Annotated in this window: 19 protein-coding genes; 6 read left to right on the top strand and 13 right to left on the bottom strand. The window is 44.7% G+C overall.

Translation table 11 applies throughout. The annotated features are described in order from the left end of the window. Window positions 1–28 precede the first annotated feature (28 nt). Both yfbR and R7Z41_RS15275 read left to right on the top strand, forming a co-directional pair. Entirely contained in the window at window positions 29–613 is a 585-nt protein-coding gene (yfbR, locus tag R7Z41_RS15280; protein WP_017634778.1) for a 5'-deoxynucleotidase, read from the top strand. A gap of 15 nt (window positions 614–628) precedes the next feature. Then, window positions 629–1951: an anti-phage deoxyguanosine triphosphatase gene (locus tag R7Z41_RS15275; protein WP_206970939.1), complete on the top strand. Its 1323-nt coding sequence runs from the start codon at window positions 629–631 to the stop codon at window positions 1949–1951. A 6-nt stretch (window positions 1952–1957) separates the two neighbouring features. On the opposite strand, the gene R7Z41_RS15270 is transcribed toward R7Z41_RS15275, so the two are convergent. Further along, window positions 1958–2572 carry a tRNA-uridine aminocarboxypropyltransferase gene (locus tag R7Z41_RS15270; RefSeq protein ID WP_206970938.1) on the bottom strand — a complete coding sequence of 205 codons (615 nt, stop codon included), beginning with the start codon at window positions 2570–2572 and terminating at the stop codon, window positions 1958–1960. Window positions 2573–2575: 3 nt separating this feature from the next. Here R7Z41_RS15270 and rrtA point away from each other — a divergent pair, with 3 nt between their 5' ends. Then, window positions 2576–3127, top strand: coding sequence for a rhombosortase (rrtA, locus tag R7Z41_RS15265; RefSeq protein ID WP_005382331.1), 552 nt, complete (start codon window positions 2576–2578; stop codon window positions 3125–3127). A 98-nt stretch (window positions 3128–3225) separates the two neighbouring features. Here rrtA and R7Z41_RS15260 read toward each other — a convergent pair whose 3' ends face one another. From R7Z41_RS15260 to tig, 7 genes are all read right to left on the bottom strand, one after another. After that, window positions 3226–3510, bottom strand: a complete 285-nt coding sequence (locus tag R7Z41_RS15260; protein WP_031777211.1) for a ComEA family DNA-binding protein — start codon at window positions 3508–3510, stop codon at window positions 3226–3228. 255 nt (window positions 3511–3765) lie between these two features. After that, window positions 3766–5625, bottom strand: coding sequence for a peptidylprolyl isomerase (gene ppiD, locus R7Z41_RS15255; RefSeq protein WP_206970937.1), 1860 nt, complete (start codon window positions 5623–5625; stop codon window positions 3766–3768). Between the two features lie 201 nt (window positions 5626–5826). Continuing rightward, window positions 5827–6099, bottom strand: a complete 273-nt coding sequence (locus R7Z41_RS15250; protein ID WP_005382341.1) for an HU family DNA-binding protein — start codon at window positions 6097–6099, stop codon at window positions 5827–5829. A gap of 191 nt (window positions 6100–6290) precedes the next feature. Continuing rightward, entirely contained in the window at window positions 6291–8642 is a 2352-nt protein-coding gene (gene lon, locus R7Z41_RS15245; RefSeq protein ID WP_005382343.1) for an endopeptidase La, read from the bottom strand. A gap of 130 nt (window positions 8643–8772) precedes the next feature. Beyond that, on the bottom strand, window positions 8773–10053 hold the full coding sequence (gene clpX, locus R7Z41_RS15240; protein ID WP_005382345.1) for an ATP-dependent protease ATP-binding subunit ClpX: 1281 nt from the start codon (window positions 10051–10053) through the stop codon (window positions 8773–8775). Between the two features lie 70 nt (window positions 10054–10123). Beyond that, on the bottom strand, window positions 10124–10750 hold the full coding sequence (gene clpP, locus R7Z41_RS15235; RefSeq protein ID WP_005382347.1) for an ATP-dependent Clp endopeptidase proteolytic subunit ClpP: 627 nt from the start codon (window positions 10748–10750) through the stop codon (window positions 10124–10126). Window positions 10751–10855: 105 nt separating this feature from the next. After that, window positions 10856–12163 (bottom strand): trigger factor, encoded by a 1308-nt coding sequence (tig, locus tag R7Z41_RS15230; RefSeq protein WP_206970936.1) that lies wholly within the window; start codon window positions 12161–12163, stop codon window positions 10856–10858. A 527-nt stretch (window positions 12164–12690) separates the two neighbouring features. Between tig and R7Z41_RS15225 the strand changes: the two genes are divergently transcribed. From R7Z41_RS15225 to R7Z41_RS15215, 3 genes are all read left to right on the top strand, one after another. Beyond that, a complete protein-coding gene (locus R7Z41_RS15225) occupies window positions 12691–14496 on the top strand; it encodes an ATP-binding protein (RefSeq protein WP_154204737.1) in 1806 nt (601 codons plus the stop codon). 4 nt (window positions 14497–14500) lie between these two features. Next, window positions 14501–15838, top strand: coding sequence for a sigma-54-dependent transcriptional regulator (locus R7Z41_RS15220; RefSeq protein ID WP_005382254.1), 1338 nt, complete (start codon window positions 14501–14503; stop codon window positions 15836–15838). Window positions 15839–15916: 78 nt separating this feature from the next. After that, a complete protein-coding gene (locus tag R7Z41_RS15215) occupies window positions 15917–16099 on the top strand; it encodes a hypothetical protein (protein WP_021034161.1) in 183 nt (60 codons plus the stop codon). Between the two features lie 33 nt (window positions 16100–16132). Here R7Z41_RS15215 and R7Z41_RS15210 read toward each other — a convergent pair whose 3' ends face one another. The 5 genes from R7Z41_RS15210 to R7Z41_RS15190 form a co-directional block, all read right to left on the bottom strand. Beyond that, window positions 16133–17494, bottom strand: a complete 1362-nt coding sequence (locus R7Z41_RS15210) for a TRAP transporter large permease (RefSeq protein WP_005382255.1) — start codon at window positions 17492–17494, stop codon at window positions 16133–16135. A 3-nt stretch (window positions 17495–17497) separates the two neighbouring features. Further along, window positions 17498–18172 carry a TRAP transporter small permease gene (locus R7Z41_RS15205; RefSeq protein ID WP_005382256.1) on the bottom strand — a complete coding sequence of 225 codons (675 nt, stop codon included), beginning with the start codon at window positions 18170–18172 and terminating at the stop codon, window positions 17498–17500. Window positions 18173–18242: 70 nt separating this feature from the next. Further along, the gene (locus tag R7Z41_RS15200; RefSeq protein WP_017634784.1) at window positions 18243–19241 is read right to left on the bottom strand and encodes a TRAP transporter substrate-binding protein; all 999 of its coding nucleotides are present in this window, start codon (window positions 19239–19241) and stop codon (window positions 18243–18245) included. A gap of 212 nt (window positions 19242–19453) precedes the next feature. Further along, window positions 19454–20923, bottom strand: a complete 1470-nt coding sequence (locus R7Z41_RS15195; RefSeq protein ID WP_206970935.1) for a protein adenylyltransferase SelO — start codon at window positions 20921–20923, stop codon at window positions 19454–19456. A 176-nt stretch (window positions 20924–21099) separates the two neighbouring features. Beyond that, a complete protein-coding gene (locus R7Z41_RS15190; protein ID WP_206970934.1) occupies window positions 21100–21912 on the bottom strand; it encodes a sugar transporter in 813 nt (270 codons plus the stop codon). Window positions 21913–21935 lie beyond the last annotated feature (23 nt).

Here is a 21935-nt window from a genome sequence, read left to right as displayed (position 1 = left end):
CTTTTTTACACCAGAAACGGAGAAAGCCATGAAAGAAAGCCATTTTTTCGCCCACCTGGCTCGAATGAAGCTGATCCAACGCTGGCCTTTAATGCGGTCCGTCTCACCAGAAAACGTTTCAGAGCATAGCTTACAAGTTGCTTTTGTCGCTCATGCCCTTGCCCTAATTAAAAACAAAAAGTTCGGCGGCAACCTTAATCCAGAACGCATCGCGATTCTGGCCATGTACCATGACTCCAGTGAAGTATTAACGGGTGATCTTCCAACTCCAGTGAAGTATTACAACCCTGAAATTGCCAAAGAATATAAGAAGATAGAATCGGCAGCGGAACAAAAATTACTCTCAATGTTACCGGAAGAGTTCCACGATGATTTTGCCCCCTATCTTCTTTCTCACTCTGCACACGAAGAGGACGCAAAAATCGTTAAGCAAGCCGATTCCATCTGTGCCTATTTAAAATGTCTTGAAGAACTAAGCGCCGGCAACCATGAGTTCGCTCTGGCAAAAAAACGCTTAGACGTCACTTTGCAAGAACGCAGAACGCCTGAAATGGATTACTTTCTCAATACCTTTGCCCCAAGTTTCGAATTATCGTTAGATGAAATCAGTTAGCTTACGGAGATAATCGTGTCGTTTGAATTACACCCGCAATGGCAAGAGCGCCATGATGATGAGCATAAAATCCGTCGAGACGACCATCGGAGCCCGTACCAACGAGACCGAGCGCGCATTCTTCACTCGGCTGCATTTCGACGCCTACAAGCAAAAACCCAAGTACACGGCAATAGCTTGGAAGACTTTCACCGCAGTCGGTTAACGCACTCCTTAGAAGCGTCGCAACTCGGGACCGGTATCGTCGCCCAGTTAAAGAAAAAACAACCAGAGTTCCGTGAACTATTACCATCAGACAGCTTAATTGATTCATTATGTTTGGCTCACGACATCGGGCATCCTCCATACGGTCATGGGGGAGAAGTCGCTCTAAACTACGTAATGCGCGAACATGGCGGCTTCGAGGGGAACGCCCAAACCTTTCGTATCGTCACTAAGTTAGAGCCTTATACCGAGCATTTCGGAATGAATTTATCACGCCGCACACTGCTTGGTTTGATTAAATACCCTGCCCTCATTAGTCAAACACGCTCCGTCAAGTTGCCTCAACCAGCCGAGCATCAACGTAAACTAAAAGCAAAAGATTGGAGCCCAGCTAAAGGCATTTATGATTGTGATAAAGACTTATTTGATTGGGTAATTGCACCGCTTTCTGACAACGACAAGGCATTGCTTAGTCTGATGCGTTCAACGCCAGAATCGGAGTTTGAGCACAGTAAAACGCGCTTTAAATCACTCGATTGCTCAATCATGGAGCTAGCAGATGATATCGCCTACGGTGTTCATGATTTAGAAGATGCAATCGTACTTGGTATGGTGACACGTCAGCAATGGCAAGAAGGCGCAGCAAGTCAATTAGCGGACTGTGGCGACCCGTGGTTCGAAGCTCATATCGATTCCATCGGACAGATGCTATTTAGCGGTAAGCACCATGAGCGGAAAGATGCTATCGGTGGTATGGTTAACGCGCTACTGACCAGCATTTCAATCAAAACGGTGGATGAGCCGTTTAATAACCCGTTACTGTCTTGGAATGCGTGTTTAGAACCACAGATGGCACGTGCACTTGACGTACTCAAGCACTTTGTCAGCACTTTTGTGATCCAAGTCCCGCAGGTCCAGATCGTTGAGTATAAGGGTCAGCAAATTATTATGGATATTTTTGAAGCGTTAACAGCAGACCCAGAGCGCTTACTTCCCGTTCATACAAAAGAGCTGTGGTGTCAGGCGAAGAGCGAGAGCAATAAGATGAGGGTCATCGCCGATTATATTTCTGCAATGACCGATGGTCACGCGCAAAAGCTACACCGCCAACTTTTCTCTTCCATCGTTCTTTAGTAACACTCAACCTTTCAAGTAATTCTTTTCAAAAACGCCCGGAGGCATCTGGGCGATTTGGAATTCGATCATATTTTCAAAGGCATGCATAAGCGGTGTAAAGTTGCGCTCGGGTTCAAGCAAGCGAAGCGAATGATAACCAGCCTCGACTGTCGATAAGCTATTCTCAGAGGGCGCCTTACGAATGGTGTAGTGCCCTTGTAGTTGCTTAGGCAACTGCACGGTTGGGAGTGGATGTAAGTTGCTTGAGAGTTGCCACATTTTGTACGCTTTTTTCCACGTACCATCGAGCAAAATCAAACGTATTTTCTTAGATACACTATGACTCGCTTGAGTGATTTCAGAAATGCATCGTGACTCTTCTGATGGGTAAAGAACAAAATGTTGATATGACTCATCCGCTAATAAGTGATTTAAGGCATCATCACAAGAAAAGTCCTCTCCTATCAAACAAATACAGTTATCTAAACTCAAATTGAGAATCCGTGCCGTACCAAGCGGACGATGTTCTTCACTCGTGTGCTGAAGAATGATAAGTTCTACCTCGCTTGCCAGCGGTACAATCCATTGGCAAATACACGCTTTTTGCGATTTTCCACAACGAGAACAATAACGAGACATAGAGTGAACCTTTATACCTTGCTGAGTATTATCAGCGTGATCTGTTTGATACTTCAATTTGAACCAATGGCAAGCCTAACCGAGTGGCACAGCTACAATATACGCCATGGTGAATGGTGGCGAATCGTAACAGGAAATCTCACACATACCAACTTTGCGCACTTAGGAATGAACCTCGCCGGATTGTGGATCATTACTTTTATTTTTCGCCCAAGCACTCGTAACTTCCTTATCGTTTTTTCAATCTTATGTGCATGTGTTGGTGCGCTGAATTTGTTTACCAACATGTCGGTATATGTGGGTTTATCCGGCGTATTACACGGATTGTTTGGATTTTGGGCGCTCAGAGAAGTCTTTGAAAGCAGAAGAAGCAGTGTGTTGTTAGTCGGAGGGCTAATCGCCAAAGTAGCATGGGAGCAGGTCTATGGCCCATCCAGCAGTACTGCTGAGCTTATCGGTGCAAACGTTGCTATTGATGCTCATATGTTTGGCGCACTCGGTGGGTTAGTAATGGCTTTACTGGAAAAAGGCCTTCGCCGTCGTTTATTCGGATAAAAAATCCCGAACCACGAAAGAGGGGCTGGTTCGGGAAAGCAGTAATAGGGAAACAGATATTGTTCTGAATTCAGACTCAATATCTGCAATACATCAAGCTACAGTAAAATGCGGTCTTCGTTTTTCTTAACTGTCGCTTCACCTATGCCTTTTACGCTCTTCAAATCTGCTGCCGTTTTAAAAGGGCCATGTTCCTCGCGGTAGTCCACTATACTCTGCGCTTTCTTCTCACCTATACCTTTCAACATGGTCGCAATTTCTTCAGCAGTGGCCGTGTTGATATTTACAGTAATTTCAATTCCTTCATATTTGTCAGTGGCTGAATCCGCAGCCATGCTAAAAGGTGCAAAAACAAATAAGCACAATGTCAAAATCCATTTCATATTGAACATACAATCTCCAAAATAGTAGGCTAAAAACAGTCGTCGAGAGCGAGTCACTATCAAGTTTGCAATGGAAAGCAATATGGTTATGCATTTAACAAACTGAGATGATCCGGAATTCACAACGGCCGCTATCACTTAAACGCGCACTAATTTAAGTAATGCCTATTGATGATTGAAGTTCATAAAGACAAAAATAAAACGGACCGCTTATGCGGTCCGTTTTATTCAACATACAAATTACACTAATTGTGCTTAGTTGCTCACAACAAAGTACTCAATGTCAGTATTTGCACGCAGTACGGCTAGTACAGATGATAAATCTTGCTGAGAAGATGCACGCTGCATTTGCATCGCAACTTGATCTTCTAACTCACTATCTAGCTCTGCGTTTACAGCATCAAGCTCGATGATAATGATGTTACCTTCAAGATCTTTAGACTGACCGTATACTGGTTTACCATCGACTGGTTTTGCCATCGCGAATACCGTTGTTGCCAACGGAGAACGACGATCTACTGTCTCTTGTTCACCAAAGGCAAGATTGTTTTCAGCAAGCACGTTCGTCTTACCTTCTTTCAATGCCGCAACGACTTGTGTTCCAAGTTCCATCGCTTCTTGCTCACCTTTAACACGAGATAGCTCTGCAACAACCTGATCTTTCACTTCTTCTAGTGGAAGAACTGTCTCGTCACGCGCATCTTCAACACGAACAACGATAATATGCTCAGGCGCAACTTCGATAGCTTCAGAGTTTAGGCCATCTTCTTTAACTTCAGGGCTTAGGATAGCTTGCATTACCGCAGGGCTACGAAGCACTTCAGGTGCATCAACCTGAGAAATAAAGTCTGTTGTCTTCACTTCTTGGTTAACCGCTTGAGAAGCATCATACAATGAGTCTGGGTATTCAAACGCTACGCGCTCAAGCTCATTTTGCAACTCGTAGAATTGATCGAGAGCTTGTTGGTCAACCATCTCTTGTTTGATTTCAGCAGCGACTTCTTCAAATGGCTTCGCCACAGAATCTTTTAGCTCTTCAAGCTTGATAATGTGATAGCCAAAGTCCGACTTTACTAGACCCGACGTATCGCCAGGATTCTTCAGTGCGAATGCCGCTTCTTCAAAAGCAGGGTCCATCACATCACGCTCGATCCAACCTAAGTCACCACCGTTTTCAGCGCTGCCAAAATCGTCAGATTTATCTTGAGCAAGCGTCGCAAAGTCTGCACCCGCGTTTAGCTCATCTAGGATAGCTTGCGCTTTTGCTTCATCGTCCCCTTCTACAAGAATGTGAGCGACACGGCGTTGCTCTTCTGAAGAGTATTTGTTTAAGTGCTCGTCGTAGTACTTTTTCACCTCAGCATCAGAAACATTAACTTGTTCCTTTAGCGCTTCAGCTGACAGTTCGATGTAAGAGACTTTAACCTGCTCTGGACGTGTAAAGTTGTCTGGGTTTGCTTTGTAGTACTCTTGAATTTCTTCGTCGGTCAATTCAATATTTTTCGCAAACTCCGCTAAGTCGATCTGAATCGTGCGAATATCACGAGTTTGAGTGAACAGCTTGCCTTCTGCTTGTACTTCACCCGGCAGAATAAATTCACTGTTTTGTAGCGCATTCAGCAGTTGCTCACGAACCAATTCACGACGCATGTACTCAGCAAAAGAGTCTGGCGAAAAGCCTGCACGACGCAAAGAAGCTTGATAGATCTCTTGATCAAACTGACCATTAGATTGGAACTGAGGCATGTCTAGAATCATGCTACGCACTTGAGTGTCGCTGATTCGCAGACCTAAAGCTTCAGCTTGTTGGTCAAGCAACACGTCATTGATCATTCGATCTAAAACGGATTTTCGGAAAGATTCAACATATGCAGGGTCAGCCAGCATTTGAGAGAAGTAGTCACCCAACTGAGCTTGCATACGGTTACGCTCATTTTGGTATGCCATCTCGAACTCACCACGAGGAATCTCAGTGTTACCGACTTTCGCTGCAGAGTTGTTGCTACCACCAACGATGTAGCTACCTACACCTGCAAATACGAAAGACAGGATGATAAGTCCAAGGATAATTTTGACCGCGATGCTATTCACGCCTTCGCGTAGTCGATCCATCATAATTTAACTGCTCTCCACAATTGAAGCCTACTGCTTCTATCTAATAGAAATAATGGCGCAATAATATCAGAAAAAGAAATGCGCATCAGTATGATGCGCATAATTTAAGAAAGTTCGGCTCGAAGTTTGTAAATTTTTGTTCGAAACTTATTGTTTGAGCAAAAGTTAAGCAAATGGCCGGTTACAGAAATAACGCCGTGATTAATTACAAGCGTCTTTCAGTGCTTTACCAGCTTTGAAAGCTGGTACTTTTGCTTCTGCGATTTGGATTTCTTCACCAGTTTTTGGGTTACGACCAGTACGTGCAGCACGAGTACGAACGCTGAATGTACCAAAGCCAACTAGAGCGACTTGATCACCAGATTGAAGAGTTCCGCTTACTGCTTCGATGAATGCATCTAGAGCACGACCCGCTGACGCTTTAGAAATATCTGCATTTTCTGCGATTTGTTCTACTAACTGAGTTTTATTCACTGTAATTTCCCCTTTGTGTCATCTGTGATTATTTTTGTGATGACTTTCGTTCCATTGTTAAGAAAATATGCTCCACCCCTTATTCATCAAGGGCTGGCAGCTATCGAAACTAACTTAGCGCCCAAAAAAAACGCTGACAAGCCTTTTTGGGCTTATCAGCGTAAACTTTTACTTATTTTTGCTACACATCACTATTTTTGAGACTCAAACTCAACGCCCGTCGGGTCTCGCTCTAGTGCGACTTTCAGTACTTCATCAATCCACTGTACAGGGATAACTTCCAGATCCGCGATAACATTATCAGGAATCTCTTCCAAATCACGCTCGTTATCTTTTGGAATTAGCACTGTCTTAATGCCACCACGGTGTGCCGCAAGTAACTTCTCTTTTAGGCCGCCGATAGGTAGAACCTCACCACGCAGTGTGATTTCACCCGTCATCGCTACTTCTGCTTTCACAGGGTTGCCTGTTAGAGAAGAAACCAATGCTGTACACATTGCTGTACCCGCACTTGGGCCATCTTTTGGTGTCGCGCCTTCCGGGACGTGTACGTGAATATCTTTCTTCTCGTAGAAGTCAGTATTAATACCTAGCTTTTCTGCACGAGAGCGAACCACTGTCATTGCTGCTTGGATAGACTCTTGCATCACATCACCAAGAGAACCCGTTTGTGTCAGCTTACCTTTACCTGGCATTGATTGAGTTTCAATCGTTAATAGATCGCCACCCACTTCGGTCCAAGCTAGGCCAGTTACTTGACCAATTCGGTTACTTTCATCCGCTTTACCGTAATCGAAACGTTGAACACCTAAGTACTCTTTTAGGTTGTCCATCGTTACCGTTACTGACTTGATGTCCTTATCCAGCAAGATGTTCTTCACCGCTTTACGGCAGATCTTAGAAATCTCACGCTCTAAGTTACGGACACCCGCTTCACGCGTGTAGTAACGAATGATGCCAATAATCGCAGAATCTTCAATGACGATCTCATCCGCTTTCAAGCCATTACGCTTCACTTGTTTATCAACAAGGTGACGTTTTGCAATGTTCAGCTTCTCGTCTTCGGTGTAACCAGATAAACGAATAACTTCCATACGGTCTAACAATGGACCCGGGATGTTCATCGAGTTCGATGTCGCAACAAACATAACGTCAGAGAGATCGTAATCCACTTCTAGGTAGTGATCGTTGAACGAGTTATTCTGTTCAGGGTCCAGTACTTCTAGTAGAGCCGATGCCGGATCACCACGCATATCTGAAGACATTTTGTCGATTTCGTCCAATAAGAACAGCGGGTTCTTCACACCAACCTTCGACATCTTCTGGATCAATTTGCCTGGTAATGAGCCGATGTAAGTACGACGGTGACCACGAATTTCCGCTTCATCACGCACACCACCCAACGCCATACGAACATACTTACGGCCTGTAGCTGAAGCAATTGAACGACCAAGAGACGTTTTACCTACACCAGGAGGACCAACAAGACAAAGGATAGGACCTTTTAGCTTGTTGATACGGTTTTGAACCGCTAGGTATTCAAGGATACGTTCTTTGACGCGTTCTAGACCGTAGTGATCTTCATTAAGAACCTCTTCTGCTTTCGCTAAGTTTTTCTTAACTTTTGAGCGCTTAGCCCAAGGAACGCTGACCATCCAATCGATGTAGCTACGAACCACTGTTGCTTCAGCAGACATTGGAGACATCATCTTAAGCTTTTGCAGCTCTTGCTCTGTCTTTTCACGTGCCTCTTGAGGCATTTTTGATTCGTCAATCTTCTTCTGTAGCGTTTCGAACTCGTCTGGTGCGTCTTCCATCTCACCAAGTTCTTTCTGAATCGCTTTCATTTGCTCATTCAGATAATACTCACGCTGAGATTTTTCCATTTGCTTTTTAACGCGACCACGAATTCGTTTTTCAACTTGCAGCAAGTCGATCTCTGATTCCATCTGGCCCATCAGGAATTCCAGACGCTCAGTGACGTCAACAATTTCAAGCACTTGCTGCTTATCCACCAACTTTAACGGCATATGAGCCGCAATGGTATCCGCTAAGCGTGCGGCTTCGTCGATACCATTAAGTGACGTTAGCACTTCTGGTGGAATCTTCTTGTTTAGCTTAATGAACCCTTCAAACTGATTAATCGCGCTGCGAACAATCACTTCTTGCTCACGCTCATCCAATTCTGGCGTAACAACAAATTCAGCTTCCGCTAGGAAAAAGTCACTCTCTTTAAAGTGATTGATTTTTGCTCGCTGCTGGCCTTCGACCAATACTTTTACTGTGCCATCCGGAAGCTTCAAGAGCTGGAGAATGGTGGCTACCGTACCTACGTCAAATAGGTCGTCAACCGTAGGCTCGTCAGTATCCGCTTGCTTTTGTGCCACAAGAAGAACTTGTTTGTTGGTTTCCATCGCCGTTTCTAGACAGCTAATCGATTTCTCACGACCAACAAACAATGGAATAACCATGTGTGGGTAGACCACTACGTCACGTAGAGGTAGTACCGGGATCTCGATACGCTCGGAACGTTCCAAGTTCATATAATTCTCTCTTCCGCTTTCACGTTTAACGTATTACTTAAGGCAGTATATGGGGGCTAATTGTTTGGATTCAATAAGAGAAATAAAAAAAGGAGGTAATTACTTACCTCCTTTTTCATTATGGCTGAATTTACTCTGCTCCAGCTGCCTGATTGTCTGCGTTACTGTAAATAAGCAGTGGCTCTGACTCGCCATTAATGACGGACTCATCAATCACGACTTTACTAACGTCTGTTGCAGATGGTAATTCGTACATGGTTTCAAGTAGCACGCCTTCAAGAATCGAGCGTAAGCCACGAGCACCTGTTTTACGCTCCATTGCTTTTTTCGCGATAGCGCGCAGCGCATCTTCACGGAATTCAAGTTCGGCGTTTTCTAGCTCAAACAATGCTGCATATTGCTTGGTCAGTGCGTTCTTCGGTTCACATAGGATCTGAATCAACGCTTCTTCATCAAGCTCAGTCAGTGTTGTTGTTACAGGTAGACGACCAATGAATTCTGGAATGAGGCCGTACTTCACTAAGTCTTCAGGTTCAACTTGAGTAAATAGCTCACCTACCGTCTTCGATTCATTCTTCGAACGAACTTCAGCACCAAAGCCAATACCTGTACCTGTTGCAACACGCTGCTCAATCACCTTGTCTAAGCCAGCAAAAGCACCACCACAAATGAACAGGATCTTAGATGTGTCCACTTGTAGGAATTCTTGCTGAGGATGCTTACGACCACCTTGAGGTGGAACCGATGCAACCGTACCTTCGATAAGTTTTAGTAGCGCCTGCTGAACACCTTCACCAGATACGTCACGCGTAATAGATGGGTTTTCAGCTTTGCGTGAAATCTTATCAATTTCATCAATGTAAACGATGCCGCGTTCCGCTTTAGCTACATCGTAATCACATTTTTGCAGAAGCTTTTGGATGATGTTTTCAACGTCTTCACCTACGTAACCGGCTTCGGTTAGTGTCGTCGCGTCTGCCATTGTAAATGGCACATCCAAGAATCGAGCTAATGTCTCCGCAAGTAGTGTTTTACCGCTACCTGTAGGACCAATTAGAAGGATGTTACTCTTACCAAGCTCCACACCTTCGCTCGTTGTATCACCATTGCGTAAACGCTTGTAGTGGTTATATACCGCAACTGCGAGCACTTTTTTCGCGTAATCTTGCCCGATCACATAGTCATCAAGGTGTTCACGGATCTGTTTTGGCGTTGGTAACGCTTCAGATTCTTTCTTAGGGAGAACATCCTTGATTTCTTCGCGAATAATATCGTTACATAAGTCGACACACTCGTCGCAAATGTACACTGACGGACCTGCGATTAGCTTGCGAACTTCGTGCTGACTTTTGCCGCAGAAAGAACAGTACAGCAATTTACCGCTGCCACTTTCTTTGCTTTTATCTGTCATTCGCTAACCTCTTAGCCTTTACTCTTCATGAATGAGTGTATATCAATTTTTGCCAAAATGCGCTGGCAAATTACTCGCCACGGTGGCTTAACACTGCATCCACGATACCGTATTCCACAGCCTGCTCTGATGACATGAAGTTATCACGATCAGTATCGCGCTCAATGACTTCAAGAGGTTGGCCTGTATGTTCTGCTAACAACTTGTTTAGCTTCTGTTTAATCGTCAGGATTTCCTGAGCATGGATTTGGATATCAGAAGCTTGACCCTGGAAACCACCCAATGGTTGGTGGATCATTACACGTGAGTTAGGCAGTACATAACGCTTACCTGGCGCACCACCTGCAAGCAGGAAGGCACCCATTGAACATGCTTGACCCATACATACTGTGCTCACATTTGGCTTAATGAACTGCATGGTATCGTAAATAGACATACCTGCTGTTACGCTGCCGCCTGGAGAGTTGATGTATAAGAAAATATCTTTATCTGGATTTTCAGATTCTAGGAAAAGTAGCTGAGCCACGACAAGGTTTGCCATGTGGTCTTCCACTTGACCCGTTAAAAAAATCACGCGCTCTTTAAGCAGACGTGAGTAGATGTCGTAAGAGCGTTCGCCTCGGGAAGTTTGTTCAACCACCATTGGTACTAGCGCGTCCATAATTGGCGACATTGCATTTTTTTCTTGGTAGCTCATATTCTTATGTCCCTAAAATAAATGGCCCGGATGATGACTATCATACGGACCATTGTTAGCAGAATAGTTAACGTTAAGTCAACCTTCTACGCAAGATATTGCTTATTAAGCAGCAGGTTGTTGTTGGTTAAGTAGCTCGTTGAAGCCTACTTCTTTCTCAGAAACCTGTGCTTTAGCGATGATCGCGTCGATTGCTTGCTCTTCTAGAGCTACGTTGCGCATGTTGTTCATCATTTCTTCGTTTTGCTCGTAGTAAGCAATAACTTCTGATGGATCTTCGTATGCAGTAGCCATTTCTTCGATTAGAGCTTTAACTTTCTCGTCGTCCGCTTTTAGCTCTTCAGATTTGATTACTTCACCTAGTAGAAGACCAACAACTACGCGACGTTTAGCTTGTTCTTCGAACAGTTCACGTGGAAGCTGAGCAGCAGCTTCTGGGTTACCACCGAAGCGTTGTGCAGCTTGTTGACGTAGAACTTGGATTTCTTGCTCGATAAGCGCTGATGGTACGTTGATGTCGTTTTGCTCAACTAGACCGTCAATCGCTTGCTCTTTGATGCGGTTCTTAACAGCTTGCTTAAGTTCGCGTTCCATGTTCTTGCGAACTTCAGCTTTAAGTGCTTCAACACCACCTTCAACAACACCGAACTTAGCAACGAACTCGTCGTTTAGTTCTGGAAGTTCACGAGCTTCAACTTTGTTCACTTTGATTGCGAACTTAGCTGCTTTACCTTTTAGGTTTTCAGCGTGGTAATCTTCTGGGAAAGTCACGTCGATGTCGAATTCCATACCAGCAGTTTTACCTGCGATACCGTCTTCGAAACCAGGGATCATGCGACCAGCACCCATTTCTAGAGGGAAGTTCTCAGCTTTACCGCCTTCGAACTCTTGACCGTCGATAGAACCAACGAAGTCGATGCTTACGCGTTTGCCATCTTCTGCTGCTTCTTCAACTTCAACCCAAGTTGCTTGTTGCTTACGTAGAGTATCGATCATCTCTTCTACGTCTGCATCTTTAACTTCTGTTAGTGGTTTTTCAACAGTGATGCTCTCTAGGCCTTTAAGCTCAACTTCTGGGTAAACTTCAAAAGTTGCAGTGAAAACTAGGTCTGAACCTTCTTTGTTCTCTACAGGAGCGAAAGTTGGAGCGCCAGCTGGGTTGATTTTCTCTTTAACGATAGCTTCGATGAAGTGGCGTTGCATTACTTCACCAAGAACGTCTTGACGTACTGCTTTGCCGTACATCTTAGCAACCATTTTTAGAGGCACTTTACCCTTACGGAAACCATCGAAACGACGGTTTTTAGCGATGTTGCGTAGTTCAGCTGTTACAGCGTCTTCGATGTTTGCAGCTGGAACAGTAATGTTTAGACGGCGCTCTAGGCCCTCTAGCGTTTCAACAGTAACTTGCATTATATATAAACCTCTAAAGTGGCTCGGTTTTCCGAGCGTATGAGCGAAACTCAGAGGAGCTTACGCTTCATCCTTGTGTAGTGTTCTGTCCGAACACCTAATTTAAAATCGAGTATCGATACTGGTTGTCAGTACCGGACTAATCAGTGATATCTTCGATAAAATAACCAAAGGTATCTCCTATTAGCCTCAGGACAGAATTTTTAGACGCGACATTCTAGCGATCTGTCGCAACCCTGTCGAGCCAATAGCCACTATGTGGACATTGTCTGCGCTAAATTCTCGAATGCTGACCCATTTTTTCTTCAAAAATGCGATTCAGACACCGTCTAAGCATCGCCAGCATATCTAGAATGGGGACAATAGCGACTTTTTCAAGAGAATCGACCGGTTTTTTTATCGAAAAGCCTAAAAAGAGATCTTGCTCTTGTTTTACTCCACAGAGTTGAAAACTAAATCCCTAATCCTTCCTACAAACTATTAACATTTTCTTACGTGACCAAAGCGAAGTTGTAAGGAGTGTAAGGATGTCGCAAAAAAAACGGATTCTGCTGACATTTTTTGCTTTCTATTTCCTGTGCGCAATTATCGGTGGCCATTGGGTTTGGCAGACCAGTTATCAATCTCTACTTGATAAACACCAATCACAGCTGGAGCAGTTTTCTGGCCATATAAAAAATAAACTCGATAAGTACGCCCATATCCCAAATCTTCTCGCTAAAGATGATCCTCTTTATCAAGCGCTTCTGCACCCCAACAACAGTGCGCAACTGGAAATCACTAATCGGTATTTAGAATCCGTTAATGGCGTGATTGAAGCAGCGGACACCTACTTAATCGATCAATGGGGTACAACGATCGCGGCCAGCAACTGGCGTAAAGAGCGCTCCTTTATCGGTCGAAATTTTGCATTTCGGCCTTATTTCAAACAAGCCATTGTAGGTAAACGAAGCCAATACTACGCACTGGGCTCAACATCTGGTAAACGTGGCTACTACTATTCTTATCCCATCGTATACGCTGGCGGTGTACTTGGTGTCGTCGTGGTGAAGATGGACCTAAGTAAGATAGAGGACAACTGGCAGCAACCTAACAGTGTTTTTGTCGCCAGCGACCCATACGGAATTGTTTTCATGAGTAGCCGAAGTGAATGGCTACTCAAAAGCTTACAACCACTGACAAAAAAAGAGAAAAAGCAAGTTTGGGCAAGCCAACAATATCTTGATGCGCCAATTGAAACGCTTGGATTAGTGGGTAGTTTGGACGAGGTGCATTCTGAGCTTAAACAGGGTTACCCATACAATAAAGGAACCTTGGTAGTCTCTTCGCTGCCCCTACCCGAACTCAAACTGACTATTCGTGTGCTGTCTCCTAAACAGTCGATCGTTTGGTTCACCATGGGTTACATCTTTGTACTCACTCTAGCATTCATGGTTTTGTTTTTAATTGGTCAGCTTATCTATCACCGTCAACAGCGTCACTTGCAACTTGAACGAATTCAACAAGAAGCAAATCAAAAATTGGAATATCAAGTCATGGCACGGACTGCCGAGTTGCAAGCGGAGATCGCACAGCGTATCGATACCGAACAAACTTTACGCGTTACTCAAGACGAATTGGTGCAAGCAGCGAAACTCGCGGTGTTAGGACAAATGTCGGCCAGTATCAGCCATGAACTGAATAATCCACTTGCGGCAATTCGTAGCTTTGCGGAGAACGGCAAGCTGTTTCTAAAAAAAGAAAAATATGAGCGAGTGGAAGATAATCTCACTCGCATTTCTGCTCTCACTGACCGTATGGCAAATATCAGTCAGCAACTTCGCTCTTTCGCCAAAAAAACCAGTGGTGACGAGTTGGCTCAATCTCGACTGTTCCCTGTTATTGCCTCTGTAAAAGAACTGATGAAGCCCGCATTTAAATCAGGGCGCGTCACGTTAGAAACAAATTTGCCAGAGCATGATGTTGAAGTGCAGATCAATATTATTCAACTGGAGCAAGTGTTGGTCAATTTACTGACTAATGCGATAGAAGCACTCAAAGAGCAACAAGACAAACAGGTAGAATTATCTGTAGAACACGATGAGCACACTGATTTGGTTTGGATTCATGTTGATGATAATGGCCCAGGGCTTGGCTCTTTCTCACTTTCTGATTTATGTGAACCGTTTCTAACCACTAAACTGAACGGTTTAGGTTTGGGTCTCTCTATCTCGCAACAAATCTTAGCCAGTATGAATGGAAAATTATGTGCCCATAATCGAGAACAAGGCGGCGCTCGATTCTCATTGTGTTTACCTATCACTTCTTACAACACTGAACCATCAAAAGGATAAGATCATGTGTCAGGTGTTTTTTATTGATGATGAGGCCGATCTCAGAATCGCTATAGAACAGACCTTTGAACTGGCGGATATCGACGCCAAGTTTTTTGTGGATGCAGAATCGGCTTTAATAGCGATGCAGCAAGGAGAAGAAGCTGGCGTCGTGGTCACTGATATCTGTTTGCCGGGCATTTCTGGTATGGATATGCTGACAACTTTGACTCAACGCGATGCAAACTTACCCGTCATCATGATCACTGGACACGGTGATATTTCCATGGCTGTGCAAGCCCTTCATCAAGGCGCTTACGACTTTATTGAGAAACCTTTTGCGCCAGAACATTTGGTTGAAACGGTTAAGCGGGCGATTGAGAAGCGCAAACTAACCAATGAAAATGAAAAACTGCGCCTGTCACTTAAAGCCAGTAAAACCCTTGGTCCACGAGTTATTGGTGAAACCTCTAGCATCCAAATATTACGAGAGACCATCACCCAAATCGCCGATACCGACGCCGATATTTTATTGTTTGGTGAAACCGGTACAGGGAAAGAGTTAATCGCTCGTTCTTTACATGAGCAAAGCTCTCGCCGGAACCAAAACTTTGTCGCCGTAAATTGTGGAGCGGTTCCAGAGAACTTAATTGAGAGTGAACTCTACGGCCATGAAAAAGGCGCATTCACTGGCGCCGAAAGCCGTCGTATCGGTAAATTTGAGTTTGCACAAGGCGGCACACTTTTCTTGGATGAGATCGAGTCGATGCCTATCCAAGCCCAAATTCGTTTATTGAGGGTATTACAAGAGCGCGTGATTGAGCGTGTCGGTTCCAATGAATTATTGCCTTTAGATATTCGAGTGATTGCCGCAACAAAGGTCGATTTAAAACACGCAGCTGAAGAAGGTACTTTCCGTCAGGATCTCTATTATCGGCTCAATGTCGTGACCCTGGATCTCCCGCCACTACGCGAACGAAAAGAAGACATTCCCGCCCTCTTTCACCACTTTCTGTTGGTAGCAGCTTCACGTTATGGCAAAAGCTCACCTAGCTTGTCACCCCAAGATCTAGCGCAACTGATGAGCCATGACTGGCCTGGCAATGTTCGAGAACTCAGAAATGCTGCAGAGCGTTTTGTGCTATTGGGTAAGTTAATTCAGTTGGGAGAATCGAACCCAGTCGCTAAGTCTTCCTCAAGCCTTGCAGAGCAAGTGGCGGAGTTTGAGAGAGCAGCCATTGAAGGCGCTTTATTAGAAAACAACGGTAGTATTAAACAGACAATGTGCCAATTGAATGTGCCAAGAAAAACCCTTTACGACAAGATGCAGCGCTACCAAATAAATAAAGACCTTTACAAATAAAACACGTTCAAATAGCTGGCATTATATTCAACTTGAATCATAATTTTTAACAACGGGTTTATCATGGTTGTTATAGATATGAACGAAAAAGTGAGAATACCGATTGTTACAGATACCGTGCTCGTAGACGGTTGCTATCAAGAAGAGAGAAGATTCGGTGAAGAGCGTCGTAAAAATAAAAAGAGGTGGCGACACTATGAACGTCGAATTAATTCAGACCCGCGCAAAACTTGTTACAAGTCAATAGACGAAGAGGTGTGAATTCTCACACCTCTTTCTACTTTCTGGCTTCCATTACTTGGTAATGATCTCCGGCCCCATCAAGGTAGTAGGCAACCAAGTCGATACCCATGGTACATATGTGACGATAATTAGGAATAAGAACATCACTCCAACCCAGGGTAATGCTGCCTTCACTACGTTCATCATCGACATTTTGGCAACACCAGCGGTCACAAATAAGTTAAGACCCACGGGCGGCGTTATCATTCCTATCTCCATATTCACCACCATCATTATGCCCAAATGAATTGGGTCTATGCCTAATGCAATCGCAATTGGGAACACGAGCGGCGCAACAATGATCAACAAGCCTGATGGCTCCATGAACTGACCACCAATCAACAACAAGACGTTCACCACAATCAAGAAAGTGATGGGTCCGAGACCAGCCGAGAGCATCGACTCGGTGATCATTTGCGGGATGCGTTCTTCCGTTAAAACATGCTTCAAAATTAAGGCATTAGCAATGATGAACAGCAGCATGATGGTGAGTTTGCCCGCTTCATACAGGGTGTGTTTGGTGTCTTTATGAACAAAGGTTTGGAAGATTTTAACGAGCGCAGGTTTAGTGTTTTTCTTGTCTGCAAATGGCCCCATGTCTTTGTATACAAAGTTAGCAATAAAGAATGAGTACACAGCAGCAACCGCAGCGGCTTCTGTCGGCGTAAAGATACCGCCATAGATACCACCAAGAATGATGACGACCAACAACAAGCCCCAGCTTGCATCCTTGGCGGCATCAAAAGTTTCTTTCCAACCGACAAAAGGTTGCTTTGGAAGGTTCTTGATTCTCGCGGCAATGTAAATCGCGATCATCAACATGACACCCGCCAGCAAACCGGGAATCACACCACCAAGGAACATACGTCCAACTGACACATCCGTTGCGGCTGCATACACCACCATCACAATCGAGGGTGGGATCAAAATCCCTAGCGTACCTGCGTTACAAATTACCCCAGAGGCAAACTCTTTTGAGTAACCGTTTTTGATCATACCTGCGATAACAATACTACCTATGGCAACAACCGTTGCAGGTGAGGAACCTGACAACGCGGCAAACATCATACACGCTACAACCGAAGCCATCGCCAAACCGCCGCGGAACCAGCCTACAATGGCAATGGCGAAACGAATGATCCGCTTTGCTACGCCACCCGTCGACATAAAGCTTGAAGCCAATATAAAGAATGGAATAGCCAATAGCGTGTAGTGGCCCGCGAATGCATTAAACAGCGTTTGAGCAACTGACGCTAAAGAGGCATCCGAATGCATTAAAAGGAAAAGAACACTGGAAAGGCCCAGCGAAATAGCAATTGGCACGCCAACCAGCATAAAGCCAATTACCATCAAAAATAGAAATAAGATATCCATGGCTTATTGCTCCTTGTTTTTAGCGTCTTGCGAGGCCTTTGGAGCCATTACGTCTTCAGCGTCACTCATCTCAGCTTTAAGAGATTCGAGCTCTTCCTCCGCTTCATGTCCTGCAATCAAGCGATCGAGCTTACCAGTAGCGATTTGCCACGTGACTTGAACAAATCTAAACGTTAGTAGCGCCATTCCAAGTGGCAAAGCGAAGTAAGGAATAAAACGTGGCAGCTTTTCATAACGCTCTCCCTCATTTAACCAGTCGGCCATGAACTGGAGCATTTCAGGCATCGGAATATCGTCCGTTTCATACCACGCTCGGTCAGTAGCGAACGGATACCAGTAGTTCCAAGCGCCAATTAACAGCAAAATAGAGAAGGCTAAGCAACACATTGCTGCAAAAAGCGCCAGGGCTTTTCGTTTACCTTCCGGAACGATGTTAATAATGACATCGACACCAATATGAAAGTGTTTTTTCACACCATAAGATGCGCCAACCAACACCATCCATGCGAACATGAAAACGGTGAGCTCAAGCGCCCAAAGAATATTGTCGTTAAAGACATAACGAAAGATGACATTGGCAAAGGTCAGCAAGGTCATAGCACCCAAGAAGAAAGCAATCAAAGTCTCTTCAATGGCATCAGTGATTCGTCCAGCCTTGGCAAAAAAAGTCTGTTCCATAATTACATCACGTCGTCTGTAGGGGGAAAGAGCCCCCTCAGTTTGAGAGGGCTAAATGTGCTAGGTGTTATTATTTTTGGTTAGACGCCAAAGCGGCTTCGATTAGGTCAGAACCAATGTCTTTTTCGAACTTCTTCCATACTGGTTGAAGTGCAGTGACCCACTCTTGGCGCTGTTCTGGCGTTAGAGTACGAACCACACCACCGGCTTCGATGATATTGTTCTTATTCGCAAGGTTTACTTTGGTTGACTCAGCATTACGCTGCGCAGTTACCTCTTGAATAATGGTATTTAACTGCTCGCGCTGATCATCTGGTAGGTTTTTCCAGAAGTCGTTTGACGTCACAACTAAGTAATCCAGAATTCCGTGGTTCGTTTCCGTAATGCCATCTTGAACTTCGAAGAATTTTTTGCCGTAAATGTTTGACCAAGTATTTTCTTGACCATCAATAACCTTAGTTTGCAAGCCGCCGTAAACTTCTTTGAACGACATTTTTTGTGGGTTAGCACCTAGCTGCTCAAACTGAGCAACGAGTACATCAGACGCTTGAACACGGAACTTAAGTCCTTCAGCATCAGTTGGAGAAATGAGCGGCTTGTTGGCTGACATTTGCTTCATGCCGTTATGCCAAAACGCAATGCCTTGTAGGCCACGACGTTTCATTGAGTTTTTCAGCTTTTCACCCGCTTCCGAGTTTTGGAAACGGTCAACCGCGTCGACATCATCGAACAAGAAAGGGAGATCGAAAAGGCGGTACTTCTTGGTGAATTTCTCAAACTTAGAAAGAGAAGGAGCAGCGAGTTGAACATCACCATTCAGTAGCGCTTCCAACACTTTGTCATCATCATAAAGAGTTGAGTTAGGAAACACCTGCATACAGACTTTACCGTTCATCTCTTCGTTGACGCGCTTTTCAAGTAACGAAGCCGCGATGCCTTTAGGGTGTTTGTCCGCATTCGTTACATGGCTAAACTTGATGACCGTTTCACCCGGGTCACAATTTGCGGCAGCATTAAAACTGGTAACAGCAAGTGCAGAGACAGATAGTAGAGTTAGAGGCTTAAACATTATTATTCTCCTTGTTGAATCACATCCCATCCCGTCCATGAGTAACTAGGTGTTAGGCGATGGGTACGGATGTTAAACAAAGAGCAATTAATGGACCATGTTAAAATTTATATATATTTCAATAAATTAACAAAGCCCGTTAACATGAATCCGAAGTGTAACGAGTGAATTCCACCCAAGAAAAAGATATAAATGGGTGGGAAATGACCCATTTATGAAGAACAGCTTATCTCCATTTTCTTCCCCCATTCCGGCGGCAATTTCGCATAATCATCAAACTCGGGTTGCTCATCAAATGGGCGTTTTAACAGTTCGGCCAATCGGTGTAATTCGCTAAAGTCCCCTTCTTCCGCTTTATCAATCGCCAACTGAGCCAAGTAGTTACGCAAGATGTATTTGGGATTGGCTTGACGCATCTGTTTGCAACGCTGTTCGGTTGAAATCAGGCCCCCTAGTTCATCAACCTCTAGCTCACACCGAGCTAAGTACAGATCAAGCCAAGCTCGCGCAGCTTCTCGGTCGAGAAATAAATCGATTACGGCTTGGGAAGGCGCATTATCAAGGTTTGAGAGTGTTCTGAAGAAGCGAGTGTAGTCCGTTTTGTTCTGGTGAAGAAGCTCAAACATAGCTTCAAACAAACGCCCGTCTTCCGCTATCTTAGTTTTTAAGCCCAACTTCTCACGCATGAGGCGGCTGAACTGCTGGCTTAAATGAACTTCAAATTGACTCAACGACGATTCTAAATCTTCTCGTTCAACGAGTGGCGATAACGCATGCGCCAGTGCTGACAGGTTCCAAAGCGCAATTCTAGGCTGTTGATCAAATGCGTAACGACCCTGGTAGTCTGAATGATTACAAATGTATCCCGGCTCATAATCATCAAGAAAGCCAAACGGACCATAATCAAAAGTTTGCCCAAGAATTGACATGTTATCGGTATTCATCACGCCATGCGCAAAACCAAAAGCTTGCCAATATGCGATCATCTCGGCTGTTTTAGTCACGATGGCGTCAAACATCGCGGCATATGGTTTCTCCGCCGATGCACAATCAGCAAAGTGCCACTCAATCACCTTATCCGCCAACAGCTTCTGCTCTGCTAACTGGTTGGTGTAAAAGAAATGCTCAAAGTGACCGAATCGAACATGGGTTTCAGCCATTCGAAGTAACAAAGCGCCCGATTCCGTTTTTTCTCGATAAACAGGTGTATCACTGACCATCATACCGAGAGCACGTGTCGTGGGAACCCCAAGGCCCGCCATGGCTTCACTGCACAGGTACTCACGGATAGTCGAGCGTAATACCGCTCGCCCATCCCCCATTCGCGAGTAAGGCGTTAGCCCTGCACCTTTGAGGTGAAGATCAAACCAAGTACCATCCTGATGCTCAATTTCTGCCAACAGTAATCCACGTCCATCGCCCAAATCTGGGTTGTAAACGCCAAACTGATGGCCTGCATATTTCATCGCAAGAGGACGAAATTGTTCGAATTCACTTAGCCCAGAAAAAACCGCCAATAACTCATCGTTTTGCTCTGCTGGTAAACCAAACTGCTGTGCAAACTCACCATTCCAAGCGACCCAGCGAGTGTTGTCCAAGGGTTGTGGCTCGACCAACGTATAGAACGCTGACGGTAATTGACTAAAGCGATGGGTGAAATTGACCCGTTGCCAAATGGACATGTAGGGTTCCTTAATAAAAAGAAGTACTGTTGTGAGTATACGTGTGAATGTCCCTGTCATTCAGCCATGAAATGGACATGGGTATTTTGCGTGAATAACGCGAAGGCGGCAGGAAGGTATCAACCTGCCGCAGACCATCTCCTAAACGGAGGTATCATGTAAAAACGATCAAAGGGTTAAGCGGAAAATTCTTCACCCGTTTTTGGTGGCTGTGATGGCGTATCAAAACGAGCGCGTTCGATATCCACTACCGTTTTATAGCTCAACGATAACAATGCCAGCTGGTACGCGCCAAAAATACCATAGGCCACACCGACGAGGCTCAACATAAAGAGATTCGTAAAGTGGCTAAAGATCAGCTGACTGAGCAAGCCCGCACCCAATGGAATTAGTCCCATCAAAATGAATACTTGTTTGTTGTATGGTCTGCTCTGGTTCCACGAACGACGCAAACTGCGCGGCTGATGATCCATTGCAGTCGCTGGCAACACAAATGACCATCGCGCCATTACCCAATAGCCAGGAATGCTTGCAATCGTTGTGATAATAGCCATAGCAACAAAGTCGGCTTCACCACTTTCTGCAATGTAGATAAACGACAACACAAAGATCGGGATACCAATAACGGGCATCATCATCAGTCCAAACAGTATCCACCAGCCTATGAAACGGAATTCTCGAGCTGACAAACGAAATACATCCAACGCGGAGTGCATGTAATCGCCGACTAAATAAATTCGATGCACACGCACAGCCGCCATAGCGGCAACAAGTGGGTACAAAATAATTGTGACGAAATAAAATCCTGAGACATTGCCTTCTTGAACGTTCGCTTGATCTTGCCCCGTCATTTCAGGATACATAAAAGCAAAAATTGAGTGCACGATAATCAACGGAATACAAGCAATAACAATTGCGAGTAGATTCCTTCTGACCATCACTGCCGCTTCTCGGCATATTTCCGAAACAGAAAAGCCCTCGATAGACATATAACATCCTTAGTTCATAAAAA

It is taken from the genome of Vibrio sp. 1457, assembly GCF_033340195.1.
GTDB lineage: Bacteria > Pseudomonadota > Gammaproteobacteria > Enterobacterales > Vibrionaceae > Vibrio > Vibrio alginolyticus.
This window is presented reverse-complemented; position numbering and strand designations above follow the sequence as displayed.